Source organism: Neobacillus piezotolerans (genome assembly GCF_003362805.1).
Lineage (GTDB): Bacteria > Bacillota > Bacilli > Bacillales > Cytobacillaceae > Bacillus_D > Bacillus_D piezotolerans.
The window spans coordinates 175,171-201,921 of record NZ_QNQT01000008.1; the positions used below are offsets into that span (position 1 = coordinate 175,171).

Below are 26,751 nucleotides of genomic sequence, written 5' to 3' on the forward strand. Positions count from 1 at the left end.
GTCGGTTTGGTTATGCAAAAAGAAGGACGGAATACATCCGGCCTTCTTTTTGCATTATTATTTTTGTTCATTTTGCCAGATGATTGCGACGGTTCCTTCTCCCGCATGGACGGCGATGGTTGAACTGATTTCGCCAATTGATGTCTTCAGGCCAGGGTATGCCGCGCTCAACATCGATTCCATTTCCCTGGCTTTTCCAGGTACATTTCCATGCATGATCCAGACTTCTTCAACCCTGTTTTCCCTATATGCTTCACCAAATAAATCGACCAGCCGTGCCGAAGCTTTTTTCTCGGAGCGGACCTTTTCGAATAATTCGAACTCACCACTGGAATTAATCCGAATAATCGGCTTTATTTTTAAAATACTGCCAAGCAAATACTGGGTACCGGACATCCTGCCGCCTTTGAAAAATTGTTCCAGGTTTCCAAGAAGGATATAATTTTGTGAGTTCTCTGCCTCTTCTCTCAAGATGGAGGCGATGTCACTTGCTCCGAGGCCGTTGTCACACAGTTCGATGGCTTTTTCAATCAACGCGGTTATCGCGTAGGACATGGATTTCGAATCTACGACTTCAACAGGGAATTTGGCAAGCTTCGCCCCCGCAATACAGCTTGATAGTGTGCCGCTTAATTTTGAAGAAATATGTACGGCAATTGCTCCTTCGTACTCTTCTTTCAATTTTTCAAATAGATTGGCGAATTTACCGGGTGATGGCTGCGATGTTTTAGGAACTGTTTTTTCCCCGTTAATGCGTTTGTATAGTTGCTCCATGCCAAGCTCGATTCCGTCCTCAAAAGCCTGGTCCCCAAAGATGATTTCAAGCGGAACGACATGGACATCGGGATTCCGTCTTAATCCTTCGGTCAAATAGGCAGTACTGTCGGTTATCCATGCAAGTTTCTTATTCTCCATAATGGGATTTCCTTTACGGGTTTAGTTTCTTATCTTTCCTATCATATTACCATTCAAACGATAAATAGGTAATAATGTTATTATTCTAACAATAATGATTCAAGCAGACGCCCGTTGGCCCGGAATAATAGTGGATAATCAACTGGGAAATAGGGTATATTGATTCGGGAGTACGTTGATTCAAAAGGAGGTTATTGGGAATGCAATCGTTTGTAGTCAGTTTTCATCAGGAAGATAATGTGGACTCCATGCAAATCCAAAAGCTAAATGAAGAGGATTATAACAAGGCGACGGAAGGGGGGACGCGCCATTTGTTCGAGCTCGATACGAACATCGGATTTTTTGTCTTTTTTGATGCCGAGGATGTTGATGGAACGGTTTCACACCTGGTACTTCAATATGAGGAAGAGAACGAGGATCCGACCGCCTGCTACTCTTTCGCAATGAAGGATTTTTATGAATTTATGGCTCTTTATCTTAACGACCTTGAATTTAACGAAGAAACGAATGAAGAAGAGGAAGAATACGGCCCTATCCACCATTTGGCCCATCTTCTTTATCATATTGTCGAGGAAGGCCAATCCCTGGATGCATAAAGGCTGGGAAGAGTGGTTCAAATGAACTTCTTTTTCTAAATTAGGGTAACAATTCTTTTTAAAAGTGGGAAATTACAACATTAGAGGAAAATTCATGATATACTTAAAAGGGCGTGATTCTTGTCAATAAGGGGTAAAAAAGCATAAATATCAAAGTGGGGGGCTTACCATCTTTATGAATATGTATCTCAAAAAATCTCCATATTTGTTATTTTTGCTGGTCATGCCTGTCCTGGGCATGGTTTACCAATTTTTGAATGAGAACCCGCAAAAGGCGGTCCATATATCTACAGCGGCTGATGGCTTGATTCCATTCCTGCCTATATTCATTATTCCCTACATCCTCTGGTATGGATATGTTTTTATATACCTTGTCTATTTTTGTTTCAAGGATACCAGGGTCTACCTTAAAACACTCATTCTGATCGTAGTCGGGGAGGCCATCTGCTTCCTGATTTATTTCTTTTTCCAGACAGTCGTCCCCAGGCCGCAATTGACAGGGAACGGCATTTTGATCGATATGGTCCGTTTCATATATGCCAATGACCAGCCCTATAATTGCTTCCCGAGCATTCATGTGCTGACAACATTTGCGATCATGCTTGGTTCCCGCCACATAGGAAATAAGCATATCCTGAATACATTGTTCATTCATATAGCTGGATCACTCATCATCATTTCAACATTGTTTGTAAAGCAGCATGTTGTGCCGGATATGATTGCTTCGATGTTCCTTGTATCTTTCCTGTATGGCATTCTATTCGAACTTTACAATATCCCAGTCACAGAAAAACAGGAGACTGTTTTTGTGAAAAATAAATAACAAAAAAAGGCTGCCGCCACGCAGCCTTTTTCTGTCCCCATACGGCGCTATCACGGGCGCTCTCGCTTTTCCTATTGCTTTTCCCCAAGGTTGACAGCTGTTTGTGCGGCGGTGAGGTCGACTTCAAATTGGCTTGAGAGGTCTGCTGGATGACAGTAACTCATTTCAACCATATAATCGCTTATTTCCGTATGCGTCTGAATGGCGTCTGCCAGCTGTTCTTTCAAAACCGCTGTATAAGCCACCCAATTAGGTGGATTCATTTTCTGCTAGATGATAAAATACAAAAACATCTTAGAGAATTATCATTTGAATTGATCAACTTTCTTAATTCATCATTAGTAATATATGTTCCCGACAATGCAGTTAAGGAATCGGATATTATAGACTTCATTTGGGACGATGAGAATAGAGATATTGAATATATACAAAAATGGCTATTAACTGAGTGTGGGTCCACCAAAGAATAAAATAATGGAAGAGGTATTTATATATTATATAACTTTAATGTGAAGCTTGGAATCCAGATGTCGCGGCTGTTTAATACCTGATATTCTTCAACTTGTCATTTCCTTTAAAGCATATAGACATTCATTTCACCTGACAGACTTTATATATTTCGTAAACAATCATACCATCATCTTTTTGTATAGAAAAACTTATTAAGAAACATGCACTCGAAAAAATAAAAATCATATATAGGTGATATCCGGTTTAAATGGTTGAGGAGGATATCATGAAACCCATGCTACCTATTGAAAAATATTTCGGTAAGCTAGAACTTGTTTATACATTTTTTGGGGCAATGCCCACTGGTGTTAGTGTTTCAGAAACAGGGCGTATTTTTATTTGTTTTCCGAAATGGGGAGACGAAGTAAAATTTACTGTGGCGGAAATTGTTGATGATAAATTGCAGCCTTATCCTAATTTACAAACCAATTTGTTTAACCCCGAGAATATCAAAATGACTTTCATCAGTGTCCAAAGTGTAGTTACTGATGGCAGGGGAACGCTTTGGGTATTAGATACAGCCGCACCCAATTTCTCTGAACCTATTAAAGGCGGAGCAAAATTAGTCGCTGTTGATTTAAAAACCAATACAATTAGAAGAGTGTATTCCTTTACAGAAGATGTTGTCCTGCCAACAACTTACCTGAATGATGTCCGATTTGATTTTCGTGTTGGTAGAGCCGGATATGCATATATTACCGATTCCTCATCTACAGGACCAGGAGCTATTATCGTGGTTGATTTAGAAACTGGAACAGCATTTAGACGGTTAAATGGGGCAAATCCAACTTCACCCGATCCCTTTTTTTTGCCGAAAGTAGAGGGCAAAATTTTGATGAATCGAAACAAAGATGGCTCAACCTCACCATTTAGGCTGGCGTCTGACGGAATTGCAATTTCTCCCGATGGCAAGGTATTATTTTTTTGCCCACTCACCAGTCGTCATCTGTTTTCGATTTCAACAGAAGTCCTAAGAGACCGGTCCATACTGGATGCAGATTTAATTTATCATGTGAAGTATCGGGGAGAGAAAGGTGCATCTGATGGAATGATCACCGATGCAAAAGGAACAGTTTATGCTGGGGATTATGAAAATAACAGTATTCGAAAGATATTACCTAATGGAGCGATGGAAACCATTGCACATGATCCAAGAATACTTTGGCCGGATACTTTTTCAATTGGCCCTGATGGATACTTATATGTCATTGTAAACCAATTACATCGGCAAGCCAGATTTCATTATGGAAGAGATTTACGAGAAAAACCCTATAGTTTACTTCGTATGAAAATCGGCGAATTACCTGCTCCGGCCTTTTAATAATAATGGGCTACTTCCTTCACAGCACACTGCTAGCCTTTTCTTTCATAACACTCCAAAAATGAGGAGAGATCAGTACTTTTCGGTGATAAAACAAAAAAACCCAGTCTTAAACTCACTGGGCAGTCTGTTTTTTAAGGTTTTAATATAACTTTAATGCAATCTTCTGTTTTTGTGTCGAAAACTTCATATCCATGCTTTGCTTGATCGAGAGGGAGAACGTGTGTAATAACATCGCTAGGATCCACTTTTCCGGAATTGAACAGGTCATATAGGAAAGGCATGTACGGAATAACGGGTGCCTGTCCCATTTTTAGATCGATATTTCTCTGGAACAAGTCTCCAAGCGGAAAAGCATTGTATCGTCCTCCATAAACGCCTGTTATTTGGATGGTACCGCCTTTTCTGACCGCCTGGCTGGCAATTACAATCGCCCCCATCGCTCCGCCCTGAAGCTTTAATCCACTTGCAAGAAATTCCATTTCGGTCCACTTTCCATCCATACCGACAGCATCTATGACTATATCTGCTCCGCCCTTTGTAATTTCCTTTAGGTACTGACCGGTGTTTTCATGCTGTTCAAAATTCACAATCTCAACCTTGTTGTGTTTCTTGGCATGCTGCAGCCGGTAGTTAATGTAATCTACAGCAATAACCCTTTTTGCTCCTTTGTACCAGGCAAATTTTTGGGCAAGCAGTCCAACCGGGCCGCAACCAAGCACTATGACTGTATCTCCCTCTTTGACGCCGGCATGGTCTACCGACCAGTAGGCAGTTGAAGCTGCATCCGCAAGTAAACAAAGCTTTTCATCTTCAATTTCGCAAGCCTCGGGAATTTTAAAAGGCGTAAAGTTTCCGTAAGGGACACGCATATACTCAGCTTGCCCGCCTGCATAACCGCCAGTAAGTTCAGAGTAGCCGAAGAATCCGCCCATGTCACCATGGGGGTTGGAATTATCACATTGGCTGGTTAGATCATGCTGACAATACCAGCACGTGCCGCAACTCACGTTGAAAGGGATAATGACCCGGTCACCTTTTTTTAAATTCCTTACATCTGGCCCTACTTCCTCAACAATCCCCATCGGCTCATGCCCAATGACAAAGTCAGTAGGCATGCTGGGAATCATACCATGAATTAAATGAAGGTCCGACCCACAAATTGCGGAACTTGTTATTTTAACTATAATATCATCGGAATTCTTAATTGTGGGATCTTTTACTTCTCTTACTTCTACATTTTTAATCCCTTGATAGGTAACAGCTTTCATCTAAGTATTTCTCTCCTTTTATTCATTTGGAGTAGCGAACATTCCGCCCCGGTCGGTGTCATTATGGAAGAGGGTCATTTGGCCAATTTGAACGGCTGTCTCTGCTCCTTTTAAATCAACTGGATACTGCTCCTTAAAATTATAGGGGTGAAGCCATTTTCTCTCCATCATTAAGTCGGAAATTTCTCCGTGTAGATCAATTGCTTGCATCAATTGTTTAGTTAATACTCTTTTAAGTTCCGGATTCGCAACTTCTGCAATGGCAAATCCATAATTACGAATACCATTTTTTACAGATAGCAAGAAGTCCATTGCAAATGCAGAATCAGCCAGATTCGGCATGCCTTCCGCATTTCTCGGGTCTAGATAGTCTTTCATGATTCCACCTCCTGATTAATGAAGAATTTCACTCTGTTTATAAAAAGGCAGCAGCTCATTTATCGCCTCTGTTGATTGTTGAACATCTTTCTGCATTAACTGTTTTAACTCATTATTAAAGCAAATCCCTTGCATTAATTTAGACCTCAGCAAACAAACAGTTTTCAGATTGATGATTTCATGTGTCTCCAAAGTTTCGTGTAGTGCCAACTTTTGCTGGTCCATCAACTCTTCACCTCGCACTTTTTTAATCTAAAGTATTTTCCCAATGAGGATTTCTTTTTATACTCAATCAATGGGCGATTTTATTTTTTAACATGAATATTCCATTTAAGTCATTCAAATAAATAAGAAGGTACAAAAACACAAAAGGAGTGAATATGATGGTCAAATATCTGGGATTGCATGAGACTCTTGAAGTGCACGAATTGTTAACTTTTAAAAACCTATGTTTAACCAAATCAACAACAATGGGTCCTTTGGCACAGGATGAAGAATTAAAAACAATTCTTTCAAATGATGTTTCGGCAGGACAGCAGCATATTCAGCAATTGCAGCAAATCTTAACAAATCGGGAGGCCAACCAATGAATCAATTTATCCAAAACATGGTAGGGATGGGCGGTATGACGGACCAGGTTATCGCAACTGATTTCTTAATGTCTGCTAAAGCAGGAATAAGGAATTACACAATTGCAATAACAGAAGCAGCTACCCCGGAATTAAGAACAGTATTGAGGGAACAATTACAGGCTGCTATTCAAACTCATGAAAATATAACCAGCTATATGATGTCAAAAGGATACTATCATCCACATAATCTAAGTGAGCAGTTGCAGGTTGATTTAACTGCATCACAAACAGCAACAAACCTGGCACAGCAATAGGCTTTTTGTTTATTAAGGTAATAGAAGACTTCATAGCGGACCTTAACAAAGTGAGGACTTACGAATGTGCCTGTGTAGAATTAATCTGCACAGGTTTATTCTTTTATAGGATGTGACCTTTTGGTTAATATTGTTTAAAGATAGTCTAAAAGGACCTTAGAAAATACCGGATGGCTACTCCGGTATTGTTTATTTTTTGGTAAAAAAAGGCTGGTTCGCTAATGGAAACCTAAGGTATTCCTTCAAAATTTCTGTGTTTAGAGTAGTTGTTTCTGCCAAAATAGAGAACAAGCAGTTTTGCCTGAATGCCATAGGCTTTGATTGTATACGGGGAACGGGCTGTTTTTATTTTTCAAAGGAATGGCGAGTACCTCCTGGCCGATGTATATACCTTGGGGGGCCGCAGCGATGTTTATAACGGGATTCGGACAGGTATATTTCCGTATAAAGGAAGAAAAATGTGGTGATATACGTGATAGAATTGCTCCCTTTTCTAAAAGGGATAACCACTGGCAATGTTGTTTCGTTTTTCATTGACGCGGGGCTGATCCTGATTGGAAACTGGCTCCTTAAAACGATTGCAAAGCTGGTCCAATTAAAAAATCCGGAAAGCAAAAACAAGTTCCTTCCCGCTGTGGGTTCGCTTCTGAACTGGTTATCTTTTTATGGTATCGTCATTTTGTTCCTTTTTCACTTTTCAACTACAAAATGGCTTTTGAAACCTTTGTATTCGAAAGATGGCATAAAGGTCTCCGCTCTTCTGATCATTGTCGCGTTCATGATTGTCACATTGGCAAGCAGGATTATCAGGCTGTTTACAAGGTATGTGCTGGCCAATGTATACGAACATTACAACGTTGACAGAGGGCTTAGCTACACCATCAACCAGATAATTTATTATACCGTCATGATTGCCGCGCTTGCCTTCAGTTTTACGATTGTCGGGATTAACCTGACAGCCCTCGGTGCAATCTTTGGCGTCCTTGGAATCGGAATTGGATTTGGTATGCGGAATATTGCCGGTAACTTTGTTTCCGGGATTATCATCCTCTTTGAAAGGCCAATTGAGGTGGGAGAAGTCATCGAGGTTGATGGCAAAATTGGCAGGGTTGAAAAAATTCGGCTCCGGTCGACGCTTATCAGGACTGCGAAGGAAGGCACTCTGATTATACCTAACCAATATTTTATTGAAACGATCATCAAGAACCGGACCGGTGCCGAAATGAGAGCCGAGGTTAAGGTAAGCGTCAGCCAGGGGGTTGATTCGAAACTGGTGCATCGCCTGCTGGAAGATGCCGTCGATCAAATAAAAGAAAACTGTGAAGGCATTCTGAAGTCATCCCAGCTTGAAATCAGATTCGTTAATTTCAGGAATAGCGCGATGGATTTCTTCGTTGAATTGCCGGTTGCAAATTTTGAAGTTAAGGAAAAGGTCGAAAGCGAATTGCGGCATTCAATTTCAATGCTTTTTAATGAGCATAAAATAAAAATGCCGCCAATTTTAACAGATTCAGAAAAATGAATTCCCTGTATTTTTGCCAATGAAGAAAATTCCTGTTTTTATGGAAGGTTTTAACGGGTAAATGCTAGTAAGACATACAAAGGAGGATTTCTCATGGCTGGTAAAAACAATCATATCCATTCCGAAGAACAGGCAGAGTATTTTAAAGACAGGGCGGGTACTGATGAAGCGCGGTTCCATGTCGTTCCCCATGACGAGGAAGGCTGGGCGGTCAAGCGGGAAGGGGAAAATGACCCTGAAATGACAAGCGGATCCAAGTCGGAAGCCGTTGATGTGGCAAAACGCCTTGCGGAAGAGGCTGGAACGATGGCCTACATTCACAACGAAGAGGGACGAATAGAATTACAGCATAATTATCAGGATAACGATTAAAAACTAAAAATAACCGACTGATAGGAGATTAATATTTAGTGAAAAATTTTTTGAAGCTAATAATGCCGGCGGGAAATTTCCCTGCCGGTTATTTAATTAATAAAGCAAATATAGCGGAAAGGAATGTGAAGGGGGGAATAGCGTAAAAACCGAGCGCCTCGGAAAGCGTCTGCAGTCAGGGATCCAATTTGGGAATCACAACTCTTCAGCAACTATGACGAATAGCTTAGGGAAACCGCTCTACCAAAAAACAGACAATGGGTTGTTTATTTACGGCAGGCACTATTCAGCTTGGCGGAAAGTGTAATCACGATACCTTATTTCCTCGGTCCTTGTTCCAGGTTTCCTTTCAATGATTTTTCCTTCCTTATCCTTAATGACCTCATATTCCTTGTATGTTTCAATAATATAACCATTGTTTTTTCGCTCATCTACAAGAATCATTTCGTATTCAGGAAAATTTCTGGAAACAGGGCGTGTAACCGCGGGGGCGGGTTGGGGTGTTTCCGTTTCATAATAATAGTCATTGTTTAGAAAAGAAAATGGAGAATCCAAATAGGCCGCGGCTATAATCAGCAAACCAAGGCACATTAGATGGAAGTTATTTTGCTTTCCCATTTTGTCCACCTCGTTCTATGTATGGTTGTACAATATATGCTGGAAAAGCCAATTTATCCATCAAAAAAGCGGCCGGTAAGAAAAACCGGCCGCTTCTAAGCGGGAGGGTGAAGTGTTTAACTTCCTTATGAATGTCATTTAAGAAAGGGCACCATGCTTCAACCGCGTATGATAAACACGGTAAAGGAATAGGGCCGCAATCGATAAAACCGCTCCAGAAATATACGGCAGGCCAATCGAAATGGAATAAAGCAGCCCTCCAAGAGGCGGCCCGGCGATTCTCCCCAAAGAATCGAAGGAAGAGAGGAGGCCGGTAACACTGCCATGCCCCGTATTGATGGTTTTCGTCAGCACTGAGGAAACACTCGGCCTGATAACGCCATTTCCAATGCCAAAAATCGTCAGGAACACCGCCGCGGTCGTAAAGCTGTCCACAAGAAGGATCAGGGCAAAACCGATTGCTGAAACAATGATTCCTCCCTGGATGACTTTTCCTTCACCGAATTTTTTCGTAAGCCTTCCGATCAGACCACCCTGGACAAATGCTCCGGCGAGGCCCATGATCATAAAAATATACCCAAGGCTTGTAGAATCAAGCCCCGCCCGTTTGGCCGCAAAATAAGCGAAAGTTGCTTCAAGCCCCGCAAGCGACAGGGATATGAAAAATTGCAAAAAGAACAGCATGCCGGAAGCGCCTCGGAGAGCCACACTGAAAGGGGCCTTTTGTTGGGAATTTCTGCCCCTGCTTTCCTTTGATGAAGATTCCTGAAGCAATAACGCCACAAGCACAAGGGTCAAAATGGAAGAACAGCCTGCCAGGACGAACGGAAGGCTCATGCTGCTTTTTGAAAAAATCCCGCCGATTGCCGGTCCGAAAACAAATCCCATGCCGACCGCGGCTCCGACGATTCCCATGCCTTTACTGCGGTTTTCAGGAGTTGTTATATCCGCGACATACGCCATCACAGTTGGCATGTTCGCCGATGATAACAAGCCGCCAATAATTCTTGCCGCGAACAGCATCCATAAAGAGCCGGCAAATGCCATTAAAAAGAAGGAGATTGCAAGTCCCGCAATGCCGGCAAGCATGACAGGCTTCCTGCCGATTTTATCCGAAATCCTTCCCCACATCGGGGCAAACAAAAGCTGCATCAAAGAATAGACGGCCATAAGGAGGCCAAGCTGGGTAGGGGTTGCTCCAAGGTTTTCCGCATAGAAGGGCAAAACCGGAATAATGATCCCAAAACCAACCATTACTAAAAACATAACCAGAAACAATATAGGCAAAGCCTTTTTTGTATTAACCATCGAGTTCACTCCCAAGACCAATTACAACATTGCAGCACACACAAAAATACTATTAAAAGGGCTAAGATAATCTTATATTTTATAAGGAAAAAGTCAAATATTACGTTTTTAGGGACACTTTATCCAAACGAAGGAATTTAGGGAAGCTAAATTTAAAAGAACAGGCGGAATCCAAAGCAATTTCAAATCGCTATCAATATGCTAGTGAATTGATAGCGTTCGCTATCAAATAAATAGCTGTCCGCAAACCATTGCGGACAGCCATTCACACGTTATTTCGAGAACTTGAGTTTCAGACGCTTGTCGCCGAGCGCGACAATCTGCTCCTCGGCCAATTTTGCCAGAACTTCTTGACCCGCCAAAGTAGGATGGATGTCCTTAGGCAGTATGTACGCTGCCTGCTTTCCATCGAAAGCAATGAATGCATCGGCGATTAATATTGAACCGGCATTTGCTTGGGGAAGGATAACGGCTTTATTTACTAGCTGAAGAACCTCCTGGCCAAGCATATTGAGTGGCAATGTAGCAGGTTTACTTGGGTCATAGCCAAACGGATTGTACAGCGTGTATAAAATCACTGGTGCGTCCGTTTTCGACTTAATGTGTTCGATGATTTTGTCCAGGTTTGCCGATAATTCGGCGGCCGCCTCTAAGGATTTGTACAGAACTATGTCTCTATTGAACGGTATTTTGCCATTCACCATGTCCATAATCCCTGTTTTCTGGAGAAGGTCATTGCTGCCAATGTTCAATGTAATGATATCTGCTTTCCGGATCGCATCCGTAAACTCAGGATTTTGTTCAATTGCTGATAGCAGCTCCGAGGACGTCCAGCCTGGCTGGCTGAGATTTGTTACCTTATGGTCCCGTTCACCGATCAAGTTCGGGAACGCGGATTCGGATGGCTTGGACTTATCCTCGTCAAGGTTCCAGCCGTAGGTGATCGAATCACCAAGCGATACAATTTTCAGCTTTTTCCCGCCTACGTTTGCTGCTGATACAGTTGGCGCGAAAATGGCGCCAAACAGGAGAATGAATACTAGCATCATATTCATTTTTGATTGCTTCATCGTCTTCCTCCTTTACTATTGTGTTCAACCTTGATTATATTTCAAATTTTCCGATAATAATATAAACATATTCCGCCATCTTTTGCGGGCACCACACTGTTTTGGCAGTGGCGCTTCCGTTTTGTATCTTTTATGATGATAGGAAGGGGGAATTGCTGTGAAAATTATCGTTGCCGGGATACCAAGCTGCGCTGGCGGATTGCATCCAGGTACTGAACTCGCGCCTGATGCTTTGAGAAAAACCAATCTGCTGCCATCTCTATTAAAAATGGATTGTACTGTTGTAGACAGAGGAAATCTTTTGCAAGGGAAAATGCTGGCCAGGCATAATATACCGCCTGTGCGGAACTGGCCCGCGCCCAGGGAAGTGTGGGATGAAATTGTCGAAACGAAAGAAACGATTTTTGAAAAGGATGCTTTTTCGGTCATCCTAGGAGGCGATTGCAGCATCGTAGTGGGGGCTTTTACGGCATTCCAACAGATGTTTGGGGAAAATACATATCTTATCGTCGTTGATGGGCATCTCGATACGGTGGCTCCCCAAGCGAACCGCTGCATCGGAGCTGCGGGGATGGGCCTCTGGTTCCTTACCCAGGACACTCATGTTTGGTGGACAGGAAATCGTATCCCAGCAGGAAGGATAAAGGCGATAGGCACGCATACTCCCGGTGAACAGCTTGGAATCGAGCACATTCCTTATGAAAAGTTCCATACAGAAGAGGGAATCGAAGAACTTTCCCGGATTTTGGTAAGTATTCCTGAGGATGCTGGCATTCTTGTCCATTTTGATGTGGATGTCCTTCATGAAAGCATCATGCCCGCGGCTTATTCGCCTAGCAGTACCGGGCTGGATTTCAAAACCGCCTCAGTTTTGTTCTCAGTCCTCCTAAGGGACACACGGGTTAAGGGTATTGAAATAACCGAATTCGCAGCCGGCATGGAAGGGGCGGCCAAAAGCGCGGAAACGATAGCCGATTTGCTTATTAAAGGCCTAAATGCGCGGAAAACCATTTCTGCTAGTGGGGAATACGTATGATAATAGGAGATAAAGTAACGCTGAAGCCGCTGGTCGCTCAAGATCTCCCTGTTTTATGGGAAATGATATACGGGGATGAGGATGCTGAATGGAAGAAGTGGGATGCGCCCTATTTTCCTTTGAAAAGAAGAGAAAAAGATGAATATGTCAGCAGCATGAAAATCCTCCTTGAAGAAGGGCTTGATACAAGATGGGGAATCTGGGCAGGCGGGATGCTGGTCGGAAGCGTCTCCTGTTATTGGGAACACAAGCCTTCAAACTGGCTTGAAGCGGGCATTGTCCTTTATAACCCGGATTTTTGGAATGGAGGATATGGGACGGAAGCCTTCAAACTTTGGATCGGGCATCTTTTCGAACATTTTCCAATCCACCGAATCGGCTATACAACATGGTCAGGAAACAAAAGAATGATGAAGGTCGGCGAAAAACTTGGCATGAAAATGGAAGCCCGCATCAGAAAATGCAGGCTTTATAAAGGCATTTATTACGACTCGATAAAAATGGGGATTTTAAAAGAAGAATGGGAAGCGCTCCATTCTTAAGAATTAAAAAACGCCATTGATTAACTCAACGGCGTTTTTGCTATTTTACAGCCTTCCTCGCTGTTTCCGATACAAAATCGGCTAGAACGACCAGAACCATATAGCACAAGAGCAGCAATGTAAGTTCCGAATAGTGGAAGAAACTCATGCTCAGCTTAAACTGCTGGCCAAGCCCGCCGGCGCCGACAAATCCGACAACGATGGTCGTCCTCATGATGACTTCCCAGCGGTAAAGGATGTATGTCAGGAATTTAGGCAAAACGGCAGGGAGAACCCCATAGAATAGGCACTGCCATTTGGAGGCGCCCGCACTGGCAAGGTTCCGGACGGGCCTCGGATCCATATCTTCAATGACCTCAGCCCAAAGCTTTCCGAGGATCCCAAAATTATGGAGGGCTAGTGCAATCGCTCCCGGGAGAAGGCCAGGTTTTAAAATAAAGACAATCATCATCGCCCAGACAAGTTCCGGCACCGCCCGTGAAAAAATGTAGGAAACGCGGACTAGTGCAAAAAGCGGCCAATCATACCATCGCTTCCAAGAGGTAAGGCTGCCATCGGCGATATTCCTTGCCGCGGGTATTACAGTCAGGAACGCCGCTATCGTCGCGAAGCCTATCGCCATGATGCTCATGACCAGCGTCTCCATCGTCAATTTAACCGCGTTTCCCCAGCTCGAAGGCTGCATGAAAGCAGGAATTTCTTCACCAATCCCGAGCATGCCGCCAAAAAACTTCGCTGCGTAATCCGCATTTTCTTTTGTAAAAAGGGACGAGAGGCTGGCTCCTTCAGCAAAATAAACGTAGTACCAAGAAACGATTACAAGCACGGCCGCGAACATCGCTGAAGCCTTGCCCCAGTTCCGTTTGCCAGCTCTATTAAGCAGAGAGCGCCGGACAAGGCTGCTCCACCAATCGACGAGAATGACAAGGGCGATTAAAAAATATACGTATGTCCATACTTCACTGTATTTTACATCCGCAAGTGATAATTGAATTTGATATCCTAGGCCGCCAAGCCCGACAAAGCTCATAATGGCTGATGAACGGATGGCGCATTCATACCTGTACATCGTATAGCTGACAAAATCGGCGCGTACCAAAGGGAGATAGCCGTAGAACAGCAATTGGAGACGCGAAGCCCCCGCTGTTTTAAGGGCAGTGATGGGCTCAAGCGGGACATCTGCGAGCATATCTGCAAAAATCCTGCCCAGGATGCCTCCGTATGGGATGGCAAGCGCAAAAATAGCTGCATACGGCGATAAGCCGACCGAAGCAACGAACAGCCACGACCAGACAAGTTCGTGAATCGACCGTGTGAACCCAAGGATTCCCCGAAAGAAAAGTTTGGAGAAAAATTTGGCGCTTTTGCCATTCGACAGGACCCCTGATGCGAGTACGCCGGCAACGAACGCATACATGAACGCAAGTGACATGCCAGCCGTGGCATAGGCCATGGTCAGCCAGGAAGCATGGATGCCAAGCTTCAGGACTTCCAAAGTAATAGTGGGAGAGACAAGTCCTTTGAAAATCTCAACGACCATGGCTCCTCCGCCCGCATGCAATAGCCCGGGGCCCCAGTCCACAGACAAAAGGCTCCATCCAAATACAAGGAATAAAACAGCAGTCAGGGCAAGGCGCTTATGCCTTAACGCGGTAAATGACAATGGCCTATCCATTTAGCGGCTGCTCCTTCAACTTGTACAATTCTCCCAGAAGGGAATCGGTGACCCGGCTTGTCGGAAGATCAAAAAAGATATCCCCATCCTTCAAGGCAATTATCCTGGTAAAATACTTCCGGGCATAATCAACGGAGTGGAGGCTGGCGATAAGCGTCTGATTTTCATCCTCGACAATTGACGAAAGGGCGTTCAGTACATCTTCCGCCCGGGCTGGATCAAGGGAGGCGACGGGTTCATCCGCAAGCACAATTTCCGGATTTTGGACAAGGATCCGGGCTAGGGCGACGCGCTGCTGCTCGCCACCGGAAAGCCTTCCAGTTTCCTCATAGAGTTTATCCGCCAATCCGACACGCCGCAATGAGTCGACGGCGAGTGCTTTATCGCGTGGAAAAAGGAGGGAGAACAGCGATTTCGCCACTCCCCATTCCAAAAGACGACCCGCTAGGACATTATGGATGACGGCGAGCTGGGGCACGAGGTCGAAATGCTGGCGAATGACGCCTACTTTTCTTGCGAATTCCTTTCCGCTTTTATAGGAACCCCGAGGCTTTCCGGCAATCACCCATCCGCCCTCGTCGGGTTCCACAATACCCGCGATTGTATTCAAAAGAGTCGTCTTACCCGCACCGCTAGGGCCAATGAGAGCGACCCTTTCGCCCTTTTGAATAGAAAAGGAAAGGGAAGAAAGCGCGGTTTTCTTCCCAAAATATTTCGTGATATATTTGGCCTCTAATGCCGTTGTTTCATTCATTTACCTCACACCTGTTACTTGATAATCTTCAATTCTTTCGCAACTTCCTCAATCGCTTGGTAGTTATCATTCTTTGTTTCAACAAATTTATCGGTTGCGAACATATTTAACCCGGACAACTGCTCGGGCGTCATCGAAAGGAGGGCTTCTTTTACTTTATCTTTTGTTTCGCTGTCCACTTTGTTGATTGTCCAGTGGTAATCGTAATAGGATGGTGTCGTGTAGAAAACACGCACCTTAGTTGTATCCACCTTTTTTTCCTTTACAGCCGTTTCCCAAACAGCTTCATTCAGGGCCCCGGCTTGGAAAGCTCCGGATTCAATCAGTTTGTATGTTGTATCATGGGAACCCGAGAAATTCGGCTGCCCATCAAAATCCTTTGAAGGGTCAATGCCTTCCTTCATTAAATAATAGCGAGGCATCAAATGTCCAGAAGTTGAGCTCTCGCTTCCGAATGTGAAGGAGTTGCCTTTGACGTCGGCAAGCGATTGGATGCCTGAATCGGCCTGGGTAATGAACACAGAGTGGAATTCAGCATCGCGCGGCCGCTGGGCAATCGCTTCAGCCTCGGGGACAAGGTTCCTTGCCTGAACGCCAGTAAGGCCGCCAAAAAAGGCAAGCTTGATTTCGCCACGCTGAAAAGCGGTGACTAACGCCGCATAATCGACAGAAGGGACGAATTCGACCTTCATGCCGGTTTCCTTGGACAAGTGTTCCGCGACAGCGTCCATGCTCTTTTTCATTTCCGTCGCGCTTTGATCAGGTATAGCGCCTATCTTAAACACTTCGCCGCTCTTTGTTGTATCTTTACCGGCCCCTGACTTAGCCGAATCATTTTTATTTCCGCAGGCCGCCATGCCAACGGCAAGTAAGCATACTATGAATAATGCTAAAATTTTTCTCACTTATTTTCTCCTCCAGTCAATTCTTGTGGGTTATTCAACATCAGTTAATTTTATAGAAAAAAGGAGAAATAACAATGGATTTAACCATTTAGCCACCATTCAAATTATCGATACAATAGTTTAAAACCTATCGAAACTGTCGATAGCGGAAACGAAACATGCAATTTAATAGATAAAACCCCGATTCGAAAGGAACCGGGGTGCTAAAACTTAATTACTTTACCTGCATCGACCATTCTTCAACATTCCAGACCCTCGTTACCCAACCTTCATAAAAATCAGGCTCGTGGCAAACTAGGACGATGGTGCCTTTGTAATTCTTCAGGGCGCGCTGCAGCTCTTCCTTGGCTGTAACATCTAGATGGTTGGTCGGCTCATCGAAAAGGATCCAGTTGCTTTCATGCATCATTAGCTTGCACAGGCGGACTTTCGCCTGTTCACCCCCGCTCAGTTGGCTAAGCGGCCGGGAAATATGCTCGTTTTTCAGTCCGCAGCGGGCGAGCGCGGCACGAACCTGATGCTGGTCGAGGTTAGGGAACTCATTCCAAACGTCATCAATCGGGGTGATGTCCATCGCCCTCACTTCCTGTTCGAAATAGGAAGGGAAGAGGAAGTCGCCATGTTCGATTTTCCCCCCCAGCGGCTGGATTTTTCCGAGCATCGTTTTTAAGAGCGTTGATTTCCCGACGCCGTTGCAGCCGATGATCGCAATTTTTTCGCCTTTCTCAATCACCATGTCCATCTTTGGCAGAAGGGGGTGGGAGTACCCAATTTCAAGATCCTTCGCTTCAAAAACAAACCGGCTGCTGCTTCGGGCTTCCTTAAATTCGAAGGTCGGCTTCATCGCTGTTTCAGGGCGGTCGATCCGTTCCATGCGGTCAAGCTGTTTCTGGCGGCTCTTCGCGCGGCCTGTCGTCGAGTAGCGAGCCTTGTTTTTCGCAATGAATTCTTCCTGTTTTTTGATAAACTCCTGCTGCTTTTCATACGCATTGATATGCTGATTCTTATTGATTTCCGCAAGTTCCAGGAATTTTTCATACGTTGCTGTATAGCGTGTAAGTTTTGAAAATTCCAGGTGGAAAATTGTATTCGAAACTGAATTCATAAACTCCGTATCGTGTGAGATCAGCAGGAACGCATACGGGTATTCCTTCAGATATCCGGAAAGCCACCGAATATGCTCGACATCAAGATAGTTGGTAGGCTCGTCAAGTAGCAGGACCCTTGGCTGCTCGAGCAAAAGCTTTGCCAGCAAAACTTTGGTCCGCTGTCCGCCGCTCAGTGCCGCAACGTCCCTATCAAGGCCGATCGCATCAAGGCCAAGGCCCCGTGCGGCTTCTTCTATTTTAATATCAAGCGTATAGAAACCGCCTGCATCCAGCGCATCCTGGATTTCCCCCATCCGCTCAAGCAGCTCCTCAAGCTCTTCCGGTGTAGCCTCGGCCATTTTCGCGATAACTTCATTCAATTCCCGTTCTTTTTCGAAAAGAGGGAGGAAGGCGTCCCGCAAAACATCCCGCATAGTGCGCCCGGGAGTGAGGACGGTATGCTGGTCAAGATATCCGTACTGAACTCCGGGTGTCCATTCAACCTTTCCGCCGTCATGGATCAATTGGTTTGTAATGATATTCATTAATGTTGATTTTCCCACGCCGTTCGCTCCGACTAGGCCGACATGGTCCTCAGCCAAAAGGCGGAAGGAAACTTCTTTAAAGAGGATGCGATCCCCGAATGTATGAGTTAAATTTTCAACTGTTAATAGCGCCATCTTTGTTCTTTTCCTCACTTTATCTTAAAAATACACCTATTTTCCTATAATACAGGATTTTGCGGAAAACGGCTATAGGCATTAACGGATAACGTTTACTACCAATGTGCGATGCGCCGAAAAAGAGGGGGGAAGGGATATGGAAAGAAAGGCATGGAGGCGGTGATTGAGTGGCTCAAAAGCAAGGGCGGTTGCGAGTGGATTATGGTGGGCTACAATCCAGAAAATACAGCTGCGGAAAATCTGTATAAATCCGTGGGATTCGCAGACAAAGGGATTGCGCCGTGGGGAGAAACACTTTCCTGCCTCCACGTTTAAGAGCGAACGAGGAACGAGAACATTTTTCCAAAGGATTTAGAAATATTTTTCAAACCAACAGAAATACTTTTCACAATTAGTTGAAATATTTTTCACACAATGCAAGAATTCGTTCTTCTCTCGGTTTACAAAATTTCATCCACTAAAAAGGGTGGACTCCATAATTGGAATCCACCCTTTAGCAATCTATGCTTTGACCGTCTCTGACTTAGGTGCCGGCTTAAACACGTTAAACACAAGATTAAGGACGATAGCCGTGGCACTTCCGGCCACAATACCGTTGTTCGTCAGGATTTTAACACCTTCCGGCAGCTGGCTGAATAAATCAGGAACTGCGGTAACGCCAAGCCCTATGCCGACCGAGCATGCAATAATGAGAAGGTTTTCCTGGGAAGCGAATTCCACCTTGCTCAGCATCTTGATTCCATAGGCTATGACCATCCCGAACATCGCAACCATCGCACCTCCTAGAACAGAAGTGGGAATGACCGTTGTCAGAGCAGCAATTTTGGGCACAAGGCCAAGCACCACAAGCATCGCCCCGGCTGTATAAATGACGTTCTTTCCTTTTACGCCGGAAAGCTGGACAAGGCCGACGTTCTGGGAATAAGTCGTATAAGGGAACGAATTGAAAATACCACCCAATATGATAGCAGCACCCTCGGCACGATAGCCTTTCGCTATATCCTCATCTGAAAGTTTTCTTCCGCATATATCGGCTAGCGCCAAATAAACACCTGTCGCTTCAACAATTCCGACCATCGCGACGAGTATCATCGTCAGGATTGGTACAGCATGAAATTCTGGAGCGGCAAAGTAAAAGGGCTCAGGTAATTTGAACCACGATGCTTCGCCAACCGCTGAAAGATTTACCTTGCCGGTGAAGGATGCAGCGAACGTGCCTGCCGCAAGACCGAGCAGTATGGAAATGGAACGGATAAACCCTTTGGCAAAGCGGTACATCGCTATGATAAATATTATAGTGCCGAATGAAAGGGCGATATTTGTGATTGAGCCGAAATCATTGCTACCAACTCCGCCTGCCATATCATTCATTGCGACTGGAATAAGGGTAATTCCTATGACAGTCACCACAGAACCAGTTACGACGGGCGGGAAAAATTTCAGGAGCTTGCTAAAAAGCCCTGCGCCAAGAATAACAAACAATCCCGAAATGATGATTGCTCCGTAAATTGAAGCAATCCCGTATTGGCTCCCGATTGATATCATTGGGCCAACAGCTGTAAAAGTGCAGCCAAGGACAATAGGAAGGCCTATTCCAAAAAAACGGTTCTGCCAAACCTGTAGGATGGTCGCAATCCCGCACATTACAATATCGATCGAAACGAGATAGGTCAGCTGAGCGCTGTCCATTTTCAGGGCGTTTCCCACAATCAGCGGTACGATGACAGCTCCCGCATACATAGCAAGAACGTGCTGGATTCCAAGAGAGGAAGTCTTTACTAGCCCATTTTTCATCGTGCGATCCCCTCCACGGCTTCTTGTACAAAAGTTACCTTGCCATCCTTTAATGATTGGATCCTTGCAAGAGATTCGACACGGACGCCTTTAGCTTCAAGCAGTTTTCTTCCGTGTTGGAACGACTTCTCAATGACAATTCCAATTCCGGATACCTTGGCTCCGGCGTCGTCCGCAAGTTTCAGCAACGCCTGGGCAGCCTGTCCATTTGCCAGGAAGTCATCGATGATCAGAATAGTGTCATCAGGGGATACATATTTAGAAGCAATGGAGACTTCGGATGTTTCCTGTTTTGTAAACGAATAGACGCTCGCGGTCAGGAGGCCGTCTGTCATCGTAAGTGACTTTCTTTTCCTGGCAAAAATAACCGGCACATTCAATTCCAGACCCGCCATGACCGATGGAGCGATACCCGACGATTCCAGTGTCAAAATTTTTGTGATTCCTTCCGCCGCAAAACGCCCTGCAAATTCCTTGCCGATTTCCCGCATTAAAAAGGGATCGATCTGGTGGTTCAGGAACGCATCTACCTTTAATACATTCTCCGAAAGCACGCGGCCTTCCTCAATGATTTTTCTCTTCAAGCTTTCCATCTTAATCCCCCTAAGTAATGTTTAATTGAATGCAAAAAGCCCAAAGGCCATGCTTCCGGACATAGGAAGCAATAGCCTTTGGGCCTGTAAAAACCAAAAGGTTAAGAAGGATGGGCCAAATCAGCCATCCGTCCATTGCCACCCATAGTCGGCCCGTTTACGGCGGTCCGGTAGAAACTTGCAGGCCACATCCCTGCGATTATACGAGTGAATGTTATAAAATTTATGGCTTATTATAACACGGTGAAGGGGAATTGCAACGCCTTTTTATTGGTTTATTTCCACTAGAAGAACTTGAAAGAAAAATTGTAAGCGTATACAAACGCGCTTTGAAAATGGTAGAATCAATTTAAAGAGTGTCCTCCCAGTATGAACAACGTCAAAAATATGTTATAGTATGCGGGGGAAAGAATCGCTTTAAATCCCTGGGATTCAACGTTAATTACTGTCCACACCAGGAATACAATTGTCTGCATACCCGATACATATTACAAGAACTTTTTCGAAAAAGGAGAGATTTCGATGTCTAGCCAAACACTGGAGCAATTTTTGAATGAAAACCTCGAAGATTTAAGGGGAAAAGGGCTTTACAATGTGATTGACCCGCTTGAAAGCCCGAATGGACCCGTTATCAAAATTAACGGAAGGGAACTAATCAATCTTTCTTCCAATAACTATTTAGGCCTGGCTACTGACGAACGCCTTAAAAAGGCAGCTGAACAGGCGATTGAAAAATACGGCGTTGGCGCTGGTGCGGTAAGGACCATTAACGGAACGCTTGAGTTGCATGTCAAATTGGAGGAGAAGCTCGCAGAATTTAAAGGAACGGAAGCGGCAATCGCTTACCAATCAGGCTTCAACTGCAACATGGCGGCAATTTCGGCGGTCATGGATAAAAACGATGCTATCTTGTCGGACGAATTGAACCACGCATCCATCATTGACGGCTGCCGGCTTTCCCGCGCGAAAATCATCCGATATAACCATTCCGATATGGAAGACTTAAGGGCTAAAGCGAAGGAAGCCCGTGAATCAGGGCTTTATAAGAAACTGATGGTCATTACGGATGGAGTATTCTCGATGGACGGCGATATCGCCCTTCTTCCTGAAATCGTCGAAATCGCCGAAGAATTCGATTTAATGACGTATGTTGATGACGCCCATGGATCCGGAGTCCTTGGAAAGGGCGCGGGTACGGTAAAGCATTTTGGCCTGCAGGATAAAATCGATTTCCAAATCGGAACACTGTCCAAAGCGATCGGGGTTGTCGGCGGCTATGTCGCGGGGAAACAAAACCTGATCGATTGGCTGAAAGTAAGGAGCCGGCCATTCCTGTTCTCAACATCCCTGACTCCGGCGGACGTGGCCGCATCCATTCAATCAATCGAAATTTTGACAGAGAGCACGGAACTCAATGAACGCCTTTGGGAAAACGGCAACTATCTGAAAAAAGGCCTGAAAGAACTCGGCTTCAATATCGGCGATAGCGAAACGCCTATTACCCCTTGCATTATCGGAGAAGAGAAATTGACCCAACAATTCAGCAAACGCCTGAACGAAGAAGGCGTTTATGCCAAGTCGATCGTTTTCCCGACAGTTCCGGCTGGAACTGGACGCGTGCGTAATATGCCAACCGCGGCGCATACGAAGGAAATGCTCGATAAAGCTATTTCCATCTATGAAAAAGTAGGGAAAGAAATGGGAGTAATCAACTAATTCCACTTAAAATTACATCTAAAGGATGCAGCACTCAGGGGAGGAAAACGGGAATGAAACGTATTTTAATTACAGGGGCGCTTGGCCAAATTGGGTCCGAGCTGACAATCAGGCTTAGGGAAATTTACGGGAACGACAATGTTATCGCTACAGATATAAGGATGAAACCGGATAACGCAGCCGCAACCGGCGGGCCATTCGAAATCCTTGATGTGACGGACGGCAAGCGGATGGCGGAAATCGCGAAAAAATACAATGTCGACGCTGTCATGCATTTGGCCGCGCTTTTGTCCGCGACTGCGGAAGCAAACCCGGTGTTTGCCTGGAATCTTAACATGGGCGGCCTGATGAACGCACTTGAAACTGCAAGGGAAGTAAACGCGCAGTTTTTCACCCCAAGTTCGATTGGCGCGTTTGGCCCATCGACACCGAAGGACAAGACGCCTCAGGATACAATCATGCGCCCAACAACGATGTATGGAGTGAACAAAGTATCCGGCGAGCTTTTATCGGATTACTATTATCACAAGTTCGGGGTCGATACGCGCGGCGTCAGGTTCCCTGGACTAATCTCTTATGTTGCTCCCCCAGGAGGCGGGACGACAGACTATGCGGTTGAAATTTACTACGAGGCCGTTAAAAACAAAAAATACGCCTCCTTCATTGACAAAGGCACATACATGGATATGATGTATATGCCTGATGCCCTTAACGCGATTATCAACCTTATGGAAGCCGACCCAGCGAAACTCATTCACAGGAACTCGTTCAACGTGACCGCGATGAGCTTTGACCCGGAGGAATTGGCTGCAGAAATCAGGAAGCACATTCCTGATTTCGAGATGACGTATGATGTCGATCCCGTTCGCCAGAGGATAGCTGACAGTTGGCCGAATTCCCTTGATGCATCGGCCGCCGCGGAAGAATGGGGATTCCGGGCAGAATATGATATTGCCCGCATGACAGCGGATATGCTTGATAAATTAAAGGAAAAATTATCGTAAATTTGAAAAGCATAAAAAAACGGCAGCCAAAAAGGCTTGCCGTTTTTTATTTACTGATATAAATGAGTTTCGCTTTCCGTTCCGTTACTTTTCCGACAATAGCGGCTTCGTTTAATCCGGCGGAATGAAGGTCAGCCACATATTGTTCCGCTTCCTCTGAAGGCAGGGATACAAGCAGCCCACCTGATGTGATCGCGTCACAGGCGACAAGCTGCTCTTCTAGCGAAAGGCCGCTGTACTCAATATCCTCCTTGAGCCAGGCATGATTTGACTTTGTCCCTCCAGGCACTACTCCATCACGCGCCAAGTCTAGGGAGCCATCCAAATAAGGTATGCTTGTGAACTCAAACTCAAAGGTTACGGAGCTTCCCCTTGCCATTTCGCTGCCGTGGCCAAGCAGGCCGAATCCGGTCACATCGGTAACAGCATGAGGGTGATATTTTTTCAGGGCTTCGGCAGCGGTTTTATTCAAAAGCGACATTGTGTCAGTAACCTTTTCTTCCTGTTCGGGGGTTACCGTGCCGCGTTTGATGCCGGTTGTCAGGATGCCGACGCCGACTGGCTTTGTTAAAACAAGGGAGTCGCCCGGCATGGCGCCGACGTTTTTCCAAACTTTTTGGGGATGTACAATCCCCGTGACGGAAAGGCCGAATTTTGGTTCCTGGTCATCAATCGAATGGCCGCCGACCGTTATTGCTCCGGCTTCTTTTACTTTATCAGCCGCGCCGCGAAGAATTTCCGATAGCATTTCAGCACCAAGCTTCTTGATCGGGTACCCGACAATATTCAGCACCGTTTTTGGCTCGCCTCCCATCGCATACACATCGCTTAGGGCATTCGCGGCCGCGATTTGGCCGAACTTGTAGGGATCATCGACGACCGGCGTAAAGTAATCAACCGTCTGGATCAGCGCGATTGAGTCTGTAAGCTGGTAGACTCCCGCGTCATCGGATGTTTCGTGGCCTACCAACAATTCCGGTACTGGGTCTTGCTTTGGCAATAGGCGCAAAACTTGCGCCAGGTCCTCTGGACCAATTTTGCAGCCTCAACCTGCTTTAGTCGATAAAGAGGTCAGGCGGATTTTTTCCTGTTCGCTCAATTTGTCCACCTCCATTCATATAGTATACCGCTATGCGCGCATTTCCGCACGCGGGCAAGCAGATGATTTGCGGAAGTTTTTCAGGATATACTAAAATGGCTTTATCAATCTTTACACATTTGATGGAGGTTATTGCCATGAAGAACCTGGAAGTTAAAGTCGAATTTTGCATGATGTGAAACTATGCGCCAAAAGCCGCGGGTCTCGCGGAGGAGCTAATTACACATTTTCGCAGGGATATAGCCAGATTTGAACTTATTCCGGCCTCGGGAGGAATTTTCGAGGTATATGCAAACGGAGATAAGATTTATTCAAAGGATGAAACAGGCGTTTTTCCAAAGGCGGCTGACATCATAACCAAACTTGAATCACTTTAAAACAGCACTCTCCCGGCATTCATCCGGGAGAGTTTTTCTTTCCTTGAACTCGCCCATTTGGCCGCCTTGCAGCTAAGTAAAAATGGTATAATTGAATCACTATTCCAGAAGGTGAAGGAGTTATTCGATTTGAAACATTTGCTTCGTTCCATTCCGCCAATTCATGAACTTCAGCAGGACAGCCGATTCCAGGCCCTTCTTGAAGAAACAGGGCTTGATTCCAGCCAGCTTGTCCAAAATTTGCGTGGGGCCATTGATGAAATCCGGGAAGCGATTTTGGCCGGCTCATGGGAAGGCCCGCCTCCGGGATGTGGGGAATTCACCGACGAGCTTTTCGCTCGGCTAACAATCAGGATTGAAAAGGGGTATTCCTACACTTTAAAAAAAGTAATCAACGCCACAGGCACCATTTTACATACAAATCTGGGGCGCGCGAGGCTAAGCGAAAACGCAATCCGACACGCCGCTGAAATCGCCGGGAATTATTCCAACCTTGAATACAGGCTGGAAGAGGGAGAAAGGGGCTCGCGGCACACCCACATCGAGAATCTCCTCAAGGAACTTACCGGGGCGGAAGCGGCCATGGTTGTGAACAACAACGCCGCGGCTGTTTACCTTATCCTCCGAGCCCTCGCGGAAAGCAGGGAAGTCATCGTCTCAAGGGGCCAGCTTGTCGAAATTGGCGGATCCTTCAGGATATCGTCCATTATGGAAGAGAGCGGCGCCAAACTGGTGGAAATCGGGACAACGAATAAAACCCATCTATACGACTACGAGAACGCCATATCAGATCATACTGCCATGATCATGAAGGTCCACACAAGCAACTTCAAAACGATCGGTTTTACAAAGTCGGTTGATACCGCGGAACTTTCGGATTTGGCCGCCACTCATGATGGCATTATCTTTTATGAAGACCTGGGGAGCGGGGCTTTATATGATTTCAGGAAGCACGGAATTGGTGAGGAACCGCACGTAAGGGAAGTCATTGAAATGGGGGCGGATATCGTTTCGTTCAGCGGCGATAAACTTCTCGGCGGCCCTCAGGCGGGGATTATCGCAGGCAAGAAGCTCCTGATTGATAAATTGAAGAAGCATCAGCTTGCGAGAGTGGTAAGGGTAGACAAAATGACACTCGCCGCACTGGAAGGGACGCTGTTTGCTTACGCCAAGGGAGAGAAAGGGATGCTTGGCATACCGACAATCCGGGATCTTTTAACAGGCCAGGAAGAACTGAAGGAGCGGTCCGCCGCCTTCATTCGCGGTCTCTTGGCGAAAACGGACAGCTACGAGGCCAAGGCTGTGCCCGCTTTTGGCCAGGTTGGAGGAGGCACCATGCCAGATGTCAGCCTGCCATCTTTTGCGGTATCGCTTATCCATGAATCCCTAACCGCTGAACAGCTTGCCAATAAGCTGCGGAAGGATGCAATCGTGCCTATCATCGTCCGTATCCAAAACGATGAGGTGTTAATTGATTTGCGTTCGGTCGAGCTAAAAGAAGAAGAGATCATTATCGATTCTTTAGCCAGGTGGCAGTAAAACAAGTGCCTCTTTTACAGGCCCCAGCAAAAAAGCAGGGGCCTTTCTTTTTTGACCATTCATTCGGTGTATACATCATTGGAAACCAGCTGTGCAACTCACTACATATCGTGATGTGAGTTATGTTTCTGGCGGGAATGCTGGCGGTTTTTCACCTTATGCGACCCGCTCATCGGTTCCGGCTGGCTTATGTTTTGGACGTTTTTCGCATTTTGCCTGTTCGGTTTTTTGGCCATTTCTATCCCTCCTACCCTTAGGATGGGTAACGGGAACATTTCTATGCTGTATAAGGGTGGAAACGCCTCCAATCAGTATCTGTATAAATCCGTAGGGAGTGCATACTTTAACGGTACACG

29 protein-coding genes, 1 pseudogene and 1 riboswitch are annotated in these 26,751 nt (G+C 45.4%); of the genes and pseudogenes, 14 read left to right on the forward strand and 16 right to left on the reverse strand.

From position 1 onward, the window contains the following. Positions 1 to 57 precede the first annotated feature (57 nt). Entirely contained in the window at positions 58 to 915 is an 858-nt protein-coding gene (locus DRW41_RS16900) for a DegV family protein (RefSeq protein ID WP_115453189.1), read from the reverse strand. A 200-nt stretch (positions 916 to 1,115) separates the two neighbouring features. On the opposite strand from DRW41_RS16900, the gene DRW41_RS16905 reads away from it, so the two are divergent. Together DRW41_RS16905 and DRW41_RS16910 are read left to right on the forward strand one after the other, a co-directional pair. After that, positions 1,116 to 1,511 carry a cytosolic protein gene (locus tag DRW41_RS16905; protein WP_115453190.1) on the forward strand — a complete coding sequence of 132 codons (396 nt, stop codon included), beginning with the start codon at positions 1,116 to 1,118 and terminating at the stop codon, positions 1,509 to 1,511. A 175-nt stretch (positions 1,512 to 1,686) separates the two neighbouring features. Continuing rightward, entirely contained in the window at positions 1,687 to 2,334 is a 648-nt protein-coding gene (locus DRW41_RS16910) for a phosphatase PAP2 family protein (protein ID WP_115453191.1), read from the forward strand. A gap of 71 nt (positions 2,335 to 2,405) precedes the next feature. On the opposite strand, the gene DRW41_RS22695 is transcribed toward DRW41_RS16910, so the two are convergent. Next, on the reverse strand, positions 2,406 to 2,597 hold the full coding sequence (locus tag DRW41_RS22695; RefSeq protein WP_142752249.1) for a hypothetical protein: 192 nt from the start codon (positions 2,595 to 2,597) through the stop codon (positions 2,406 to 2,408). Positions 2,598 to 3,070: 473 nt separating this feature from the next. Here DRW41_RS22695 and DRW41_RS16920 point away from each other — a divergent pair, with 473 nt between their 5' ends. After that, on the forward strand, positions 3,071 to 4,165 hold the full coding sequence (locus DRW41_RS16920; protein ID WP_115453193.1) for an L-dopachrome tautomerase-related protein: 1,095 nt from the start codon (positions 3,071 to 3,073) through the stop codon (positions 4,163 to 4,165). A gap of 134 nt (positions 4,166 to 4,299) precedes the next feature. Here DRW41_RS16920 and DRW41_RS16925 read toward each other — a convergent pair whose 3' ends face one another. From DRW41_RS16925 to DRW41_RS16935, 3 genes are read right to left on the reverse strand one after another with little or no spacing between them, the layout of a single operon-like run. Next, entirely contained in the window at positions 4,300 to 5,436 is a 1,137-nt protein-coding gene (locus DRW41_RS16925; RefSeq protein ID WP_115453194.1) for a zinc-dependent alcohol dehydrogenase, read from the reverse strand. Between the two features lie 18 nt (positions 5,437 to 5,454). Then, positions 5,455 to 5,814 (reverse strand): spore coat protein, encoded by a 360-nt coding sequence (locus DRW41_RS16930; RefSeq protein WP_181884611.1) that lies wholly within the window; start codon positions 5,812 to 5,814, stop codon positions 5,455 to 5,457. Positions 5,815 to 5,829: 15 nt separating this feature from the next. Then, the gene (locus DRW41_RS16935; protein ID WP_053367862.1) at positions 5,830 to 6,039 is read right to left on the reverse strand and encodes a hypothetical protein; all 210 of its coding nucleotides are present in this window, start codon (positions 6,037 to 6,039) and stop codon (positions 5,830 to 5,832) included. 158 nt (positions 6,040 to 6,197) lie between these two features. On the opposite strand from DRW41_RS16935, the gene DRW41_RS16940 reads away from it, so the two are divergent. The 4 genes from DRW41_RS16940 to DRW41_RS16955 all read left to right on the forward strand — a co-directional run bounded on the left by DRW41_RS16940 (position 6,198) and on the right by DRW41_RS16955 (position 8,594). Continuing rightward, a complete protein-coding gene (locus tag DRW41_RS16940; RefSeq protein WP_053367861.1) occupies positions 6,198 to 6,404 on the forward strand; it encodes a hypothetical protein in 207 nt (68 codons plus the stop codon). After that, the gene (locus tag DRW41_RS16945) at positions 6,401 to 6,700 is read left to right on the forward strand and encodes a spore coat protein (RefSeq protein ID WP_053367860.1); all 300 of its coding nucleotides are present in this window, start codon (positions 6,401 to 6,403) and stop codon (positions 6,698 to 6,700) included. The genes DRW41_RS16940 and DRW41_RS16945 overlap by 4 nt, the downstream gene beginning before the upstream one ends. 463 nt (positions 6,701 to 7,163) lie before the next feature. Next, positions 7,164 to 8,222, forward strand: coding sequence for a mechanosensitive ion channel family protein (locus DRW41_RS16950; RefSeq protein ID WP_245959474.1), 1,059 nt, complete (start codon positions 7,164 to 7,166; stop codon positions 8,220 to 8,222). 93 nt (positions 8,223 to 8,315) lie between these two features. Beyond that, positions 8,316 to 8,594 carry a DUF2188 domain-containing protein gene (locus DRW41_RS16955; protein ID WP_115453196.1) on the forward strand — a complete coding sequence of 93 codons (279 nt, stop codon included), beginning with the start codon at positions 8,316 to 8,318 and terminating at the stop codon, positions 8,592 to 8,594. A 282-nt stretch (positions 8,595 to 8,876) separates the two neighbouring features. On the opposite strand, the gene DRW41_RS16960 is transcribed toward DRW41_RS16955, so the two are convergent. The 3 genes from DRW41_RS16960 to DRW41_RS16970 all read right to left on the reverse strand — a co-directional run bounded on the left by DRW41_RS16960 (position 8,877) and on the right by DRW41_RS16970 (position 11,590). Then, the gene (locus DRW41_RS16960; RefSeq protein WP_115453197.1) at positions 8,877 to 9,212 is read right to left on the reverse strand and encodes a hypothetical protein; all 336 of its coding nucleotides are present in this window, start codon (positions 9,210 to 9,212) and stop codon (positions 8,877 to 8,879) included. 138 nt (positions 9,213 to 9,350) lie between these two features. Beyond that, positions 9,351 to 10,520: an MFS transporter gene (locus tag DRW41_RS16965; RefSeq protein ID WP_115453198.1), complete on the reverse strand. Its 1,170-nt coding sequence runs from the start codon at positions 10,518 to 10,520 to the stop codon at positions 9,351 to 9,353. A gap of 272 nt (positions 10,521 to 10,792) precedes the next feature. Next, positions 10,793 to 11,590, reverse strand: a complete 798-nt coding sequence (locus DRW41_RS16970) for an SGNH/GDSL hydrolase family protein (RefSeq protein WP_115453199.1) — start codon at positions 11,588 to 11,590, stop codon at positions 10,793 to 10,795. Positions 11,591 to 11,747: 157 nt separating this feature from the next. On the opposite strand from DRW41_RS16970, the gene DRW41_RS16975 reads away from it, so the two are divergent. Both DRW41_RS16975 and DRW41_RS16980 read left to right on the forward strand, forming a co-directional pair. After that, a complete protein-coding gene (locus DRW41_RS16975; protein ID WP_181884612.1) occupies positions 11,748 to 12,626 on the forward strand; it encodes an arginase family protein in 879 nt (292 codons plus the stop codon). After that, on the forward strand, positions 12,623 to 13,168 hold the full coding sequence (locus DRW41_RS16980; protein ID WP_115453201.1) for a GNAT family N-acetyltransferase: 546 nt from the start codon (positions 12,623 to 12,625) through the stop codon (positions 13,166 to 13,168). The genes DRW41_RS16975 and DRW41_RS16980 overlap by 4 nt, the downstream gene beginning before the upstream one ends. A 40-nt stretch (positions 13,169 to 13,208) precedes the next feature. Here the strand turns inward: DRW41_RS16980 and DRW41_RS16985 are convergent, their stop codons facing one another. The 4 genes from DRW41_RS16985 to DRW41_RS17000 form a co-directional block, all read right to left on the reverse strand. Beyond that, the gene (locus DRW41_RS16985; RefSeq protein ID WP_115453202.1) at positions 13,209 to 14,843 is read right to left on the reverse strand and encodes a PhnE/PtxC family ABC transporter permease; all 1,635 of its coding nucleotides are present in this window, start codon (positions 14,841 to 14,843) and stop codon (positions 13,209 to 13,211) included. After that, on the reverse strand, positions 14,836 to 15,597 hold the full coding sequence (locus DRW41_RS16990) for a phosphonate ABC transporter ATP-binding protein (protein WP_115453203.1): 762 nt from the start codon (positions 15,595 to 15,597) through the stop codon (positions 14,836 to 14,838). Before DRW41_RS16990 ends, DRW41_RS16985 begins: the two co-directional genes overlap by 8 nt. A gap of 14 nt (positions 15,598 to 15,611) precedes the next feature. Continuing rightward, positions 15,612 to 16,502 carry a putative selenate ABC transporter substrate-binding protein gene (locus DRW41_RS16995; protein WP_115453204.1) on the reverse strand — a complete coding sequence of 297 codons (891 nt, stop codon included), beginning with the start codon at positions 16,500 to 16,502 and terminating at the stop codon, positions 15,612 to 15,614. 214 nt (positions 16,503 to 16,716) lie between these two features. Then, complete coding sequence (locus DRW41_RS17000) at positions 16,717 to 18,270, reverse strand: ABC-F family ATP-binding cassette domain-containing protein (protein WP_115453205.1); 1,554 nt, start codon at positions 18,268 to 18,270, stop codon at positions 16,717 to 16,719. A gap of 111 nt (positions 18,271 to 18,381) precedes the next feature. On the opposite strand from DRW41_RS17000, the gene DRW41_RS17005 reads away from it, so the two are divergent. Next, on the forward strand, positions 18,382 to 18,588 hold the full coding sequence (locus tag DRW41_RS17005) for a GNAT family N-acetyltransferase (protein ID WP_115453206.1): 207 nt from the start codon (positions 18,382 to 18,384) through the stop codon (positions 18,586 to 18,588). A gap of 186 nt (positions 18,589 to 18,774) precedes the next feature. On the opposite strand, the gene DRW41_RS17010 is transcribed toward DRW41_RS17005, so the two are convergent. Together DRW41_RS17010 and DRW41_RS17015 are read right to left on the reverse strand one after the other, a co-directional pair. Next, complete coding sequence (locus DRW41_RS17010; RefSeq protein ID WP_115453207.1) at positions 18,775 to 20,067, reverse strand: nucleobase:cation symporter-2 family protein; 1,293 nt, start codon at positions 20,065 to 20,067, stop codon at positions 18,775 to 18,777. Beyond that, entirely contained in the window at positions 20,064 to 20,660 is a 597-nt protein-coding gene (locus DRW41_RS17015; protein ID WP_115453208.1) for a xanthine phosphoribosyltransferase, read from the reverse strand. Before DRW41_RS17015 ends, DRW41_RS17010 begins: the two co-directional genes overlap by 4 nt. Before the next feature lie 125 nt (positions 20,661 to 20,785). Further along, positions 20,786 to 20,887, reverse strand: a riboswitch (purine riboswitch). Positions 20,888 to 21,182: 295 nt separating this feature from the next. Between DRW41_RS17015 and DRW41_RS17020 the strand changes: the two genes are divergently transcribed. Both DRW41_RS17020 and DRW41_RS17025 read left to right on the forward strand, forming a co-directional pair. After that, the gene (locus tag DRW41_RS17020; protein WP_115453209.1) at positions 21,183 to 22,376 is read left to right on the forward strand and encodes a glycine C-acetyltransferase; all 1,194 of its coding nucleotides are present in this window, start codon (positions 21,183 to 21,185) and stop codon (positions 22,374 to 22,376) included. A gap of 53 nt (positions 22,377 to 22,429) precedes the next feature. Continuing rightward, positions 22,430 to 23,380 carry an L-threonine 3-dehydrogenase gene (locus DRW41_RS17025; RefSeq protein WP_115453210.1) on the forward strand — a complete coding sequence of 317 codons (951 nt, stop codon included), beginning with the start codon at positions 22,430 to 22,432 and terminating at the stop codon, positions 23,378 to 23,380. A 46-nt stretch (positions 23,381 to 23,426) separates the two neighbouring features. Here the strand turns inward: DRW41_RS17025 and selD are convergent, their stop codons facing one another. Further along, a complete protein-coding gene (gene selD / locus DRW41_RS17030) occupies positions 23,427 to 24,494 on the reverse strand; it encodes a selenide, water dikinase SelD (RefSeq protein ID WP_439330880.1) in 1,068 nt (355 codons plus the stop codon). 176 nt (positions 24,495 to 24,670) lie between these two features. On the opposite strand from selD, the pseudogene DRW41_RS23715 reads away from it, so the two are divergent. Together DRW41_RS23715 and selA are read left to right on the forward strand one after the other, a co-directional pair. Next, positions 24,671 to 24,856, forward strand: a pseudogene (locus tag DRW41_RS23715) (Rdx family protein); the annotation flags it as partial. A gap of 129 nt (positions 24,857 to 24,985) precedes the next feature. Beyond that, positions 24,986 to 26,395, forward strand: coding sequence for an L-seryl-tRNA(Sec) selenium transferase (gene selA / locus DRW41_RS17040; protein WP_115453212.1), 1,410 nt, complete (start codon positions 24,986 to 24,988; stop codon positions 26,393 to 26,395). 101 nt (positions 26,396 to 26,496) lie between these two features. On the opposite strand, the gene DRW41_RS17045 is transcribed toward selA, so the two are convergent. After that, positions 26,497 to 26,631, reverse strand: a complete 135-nt coding sequence (locus DRW41_RS17045; protein ID WP_115453213.1) for a small acid-soluble spore protein P — start codon at positions 26,629 to 26,631, stop codon at positions 26,497 to 26,499. Between the last annotated feature and the right edge of the window lie 120 nt (positions 26,632 to 26,751).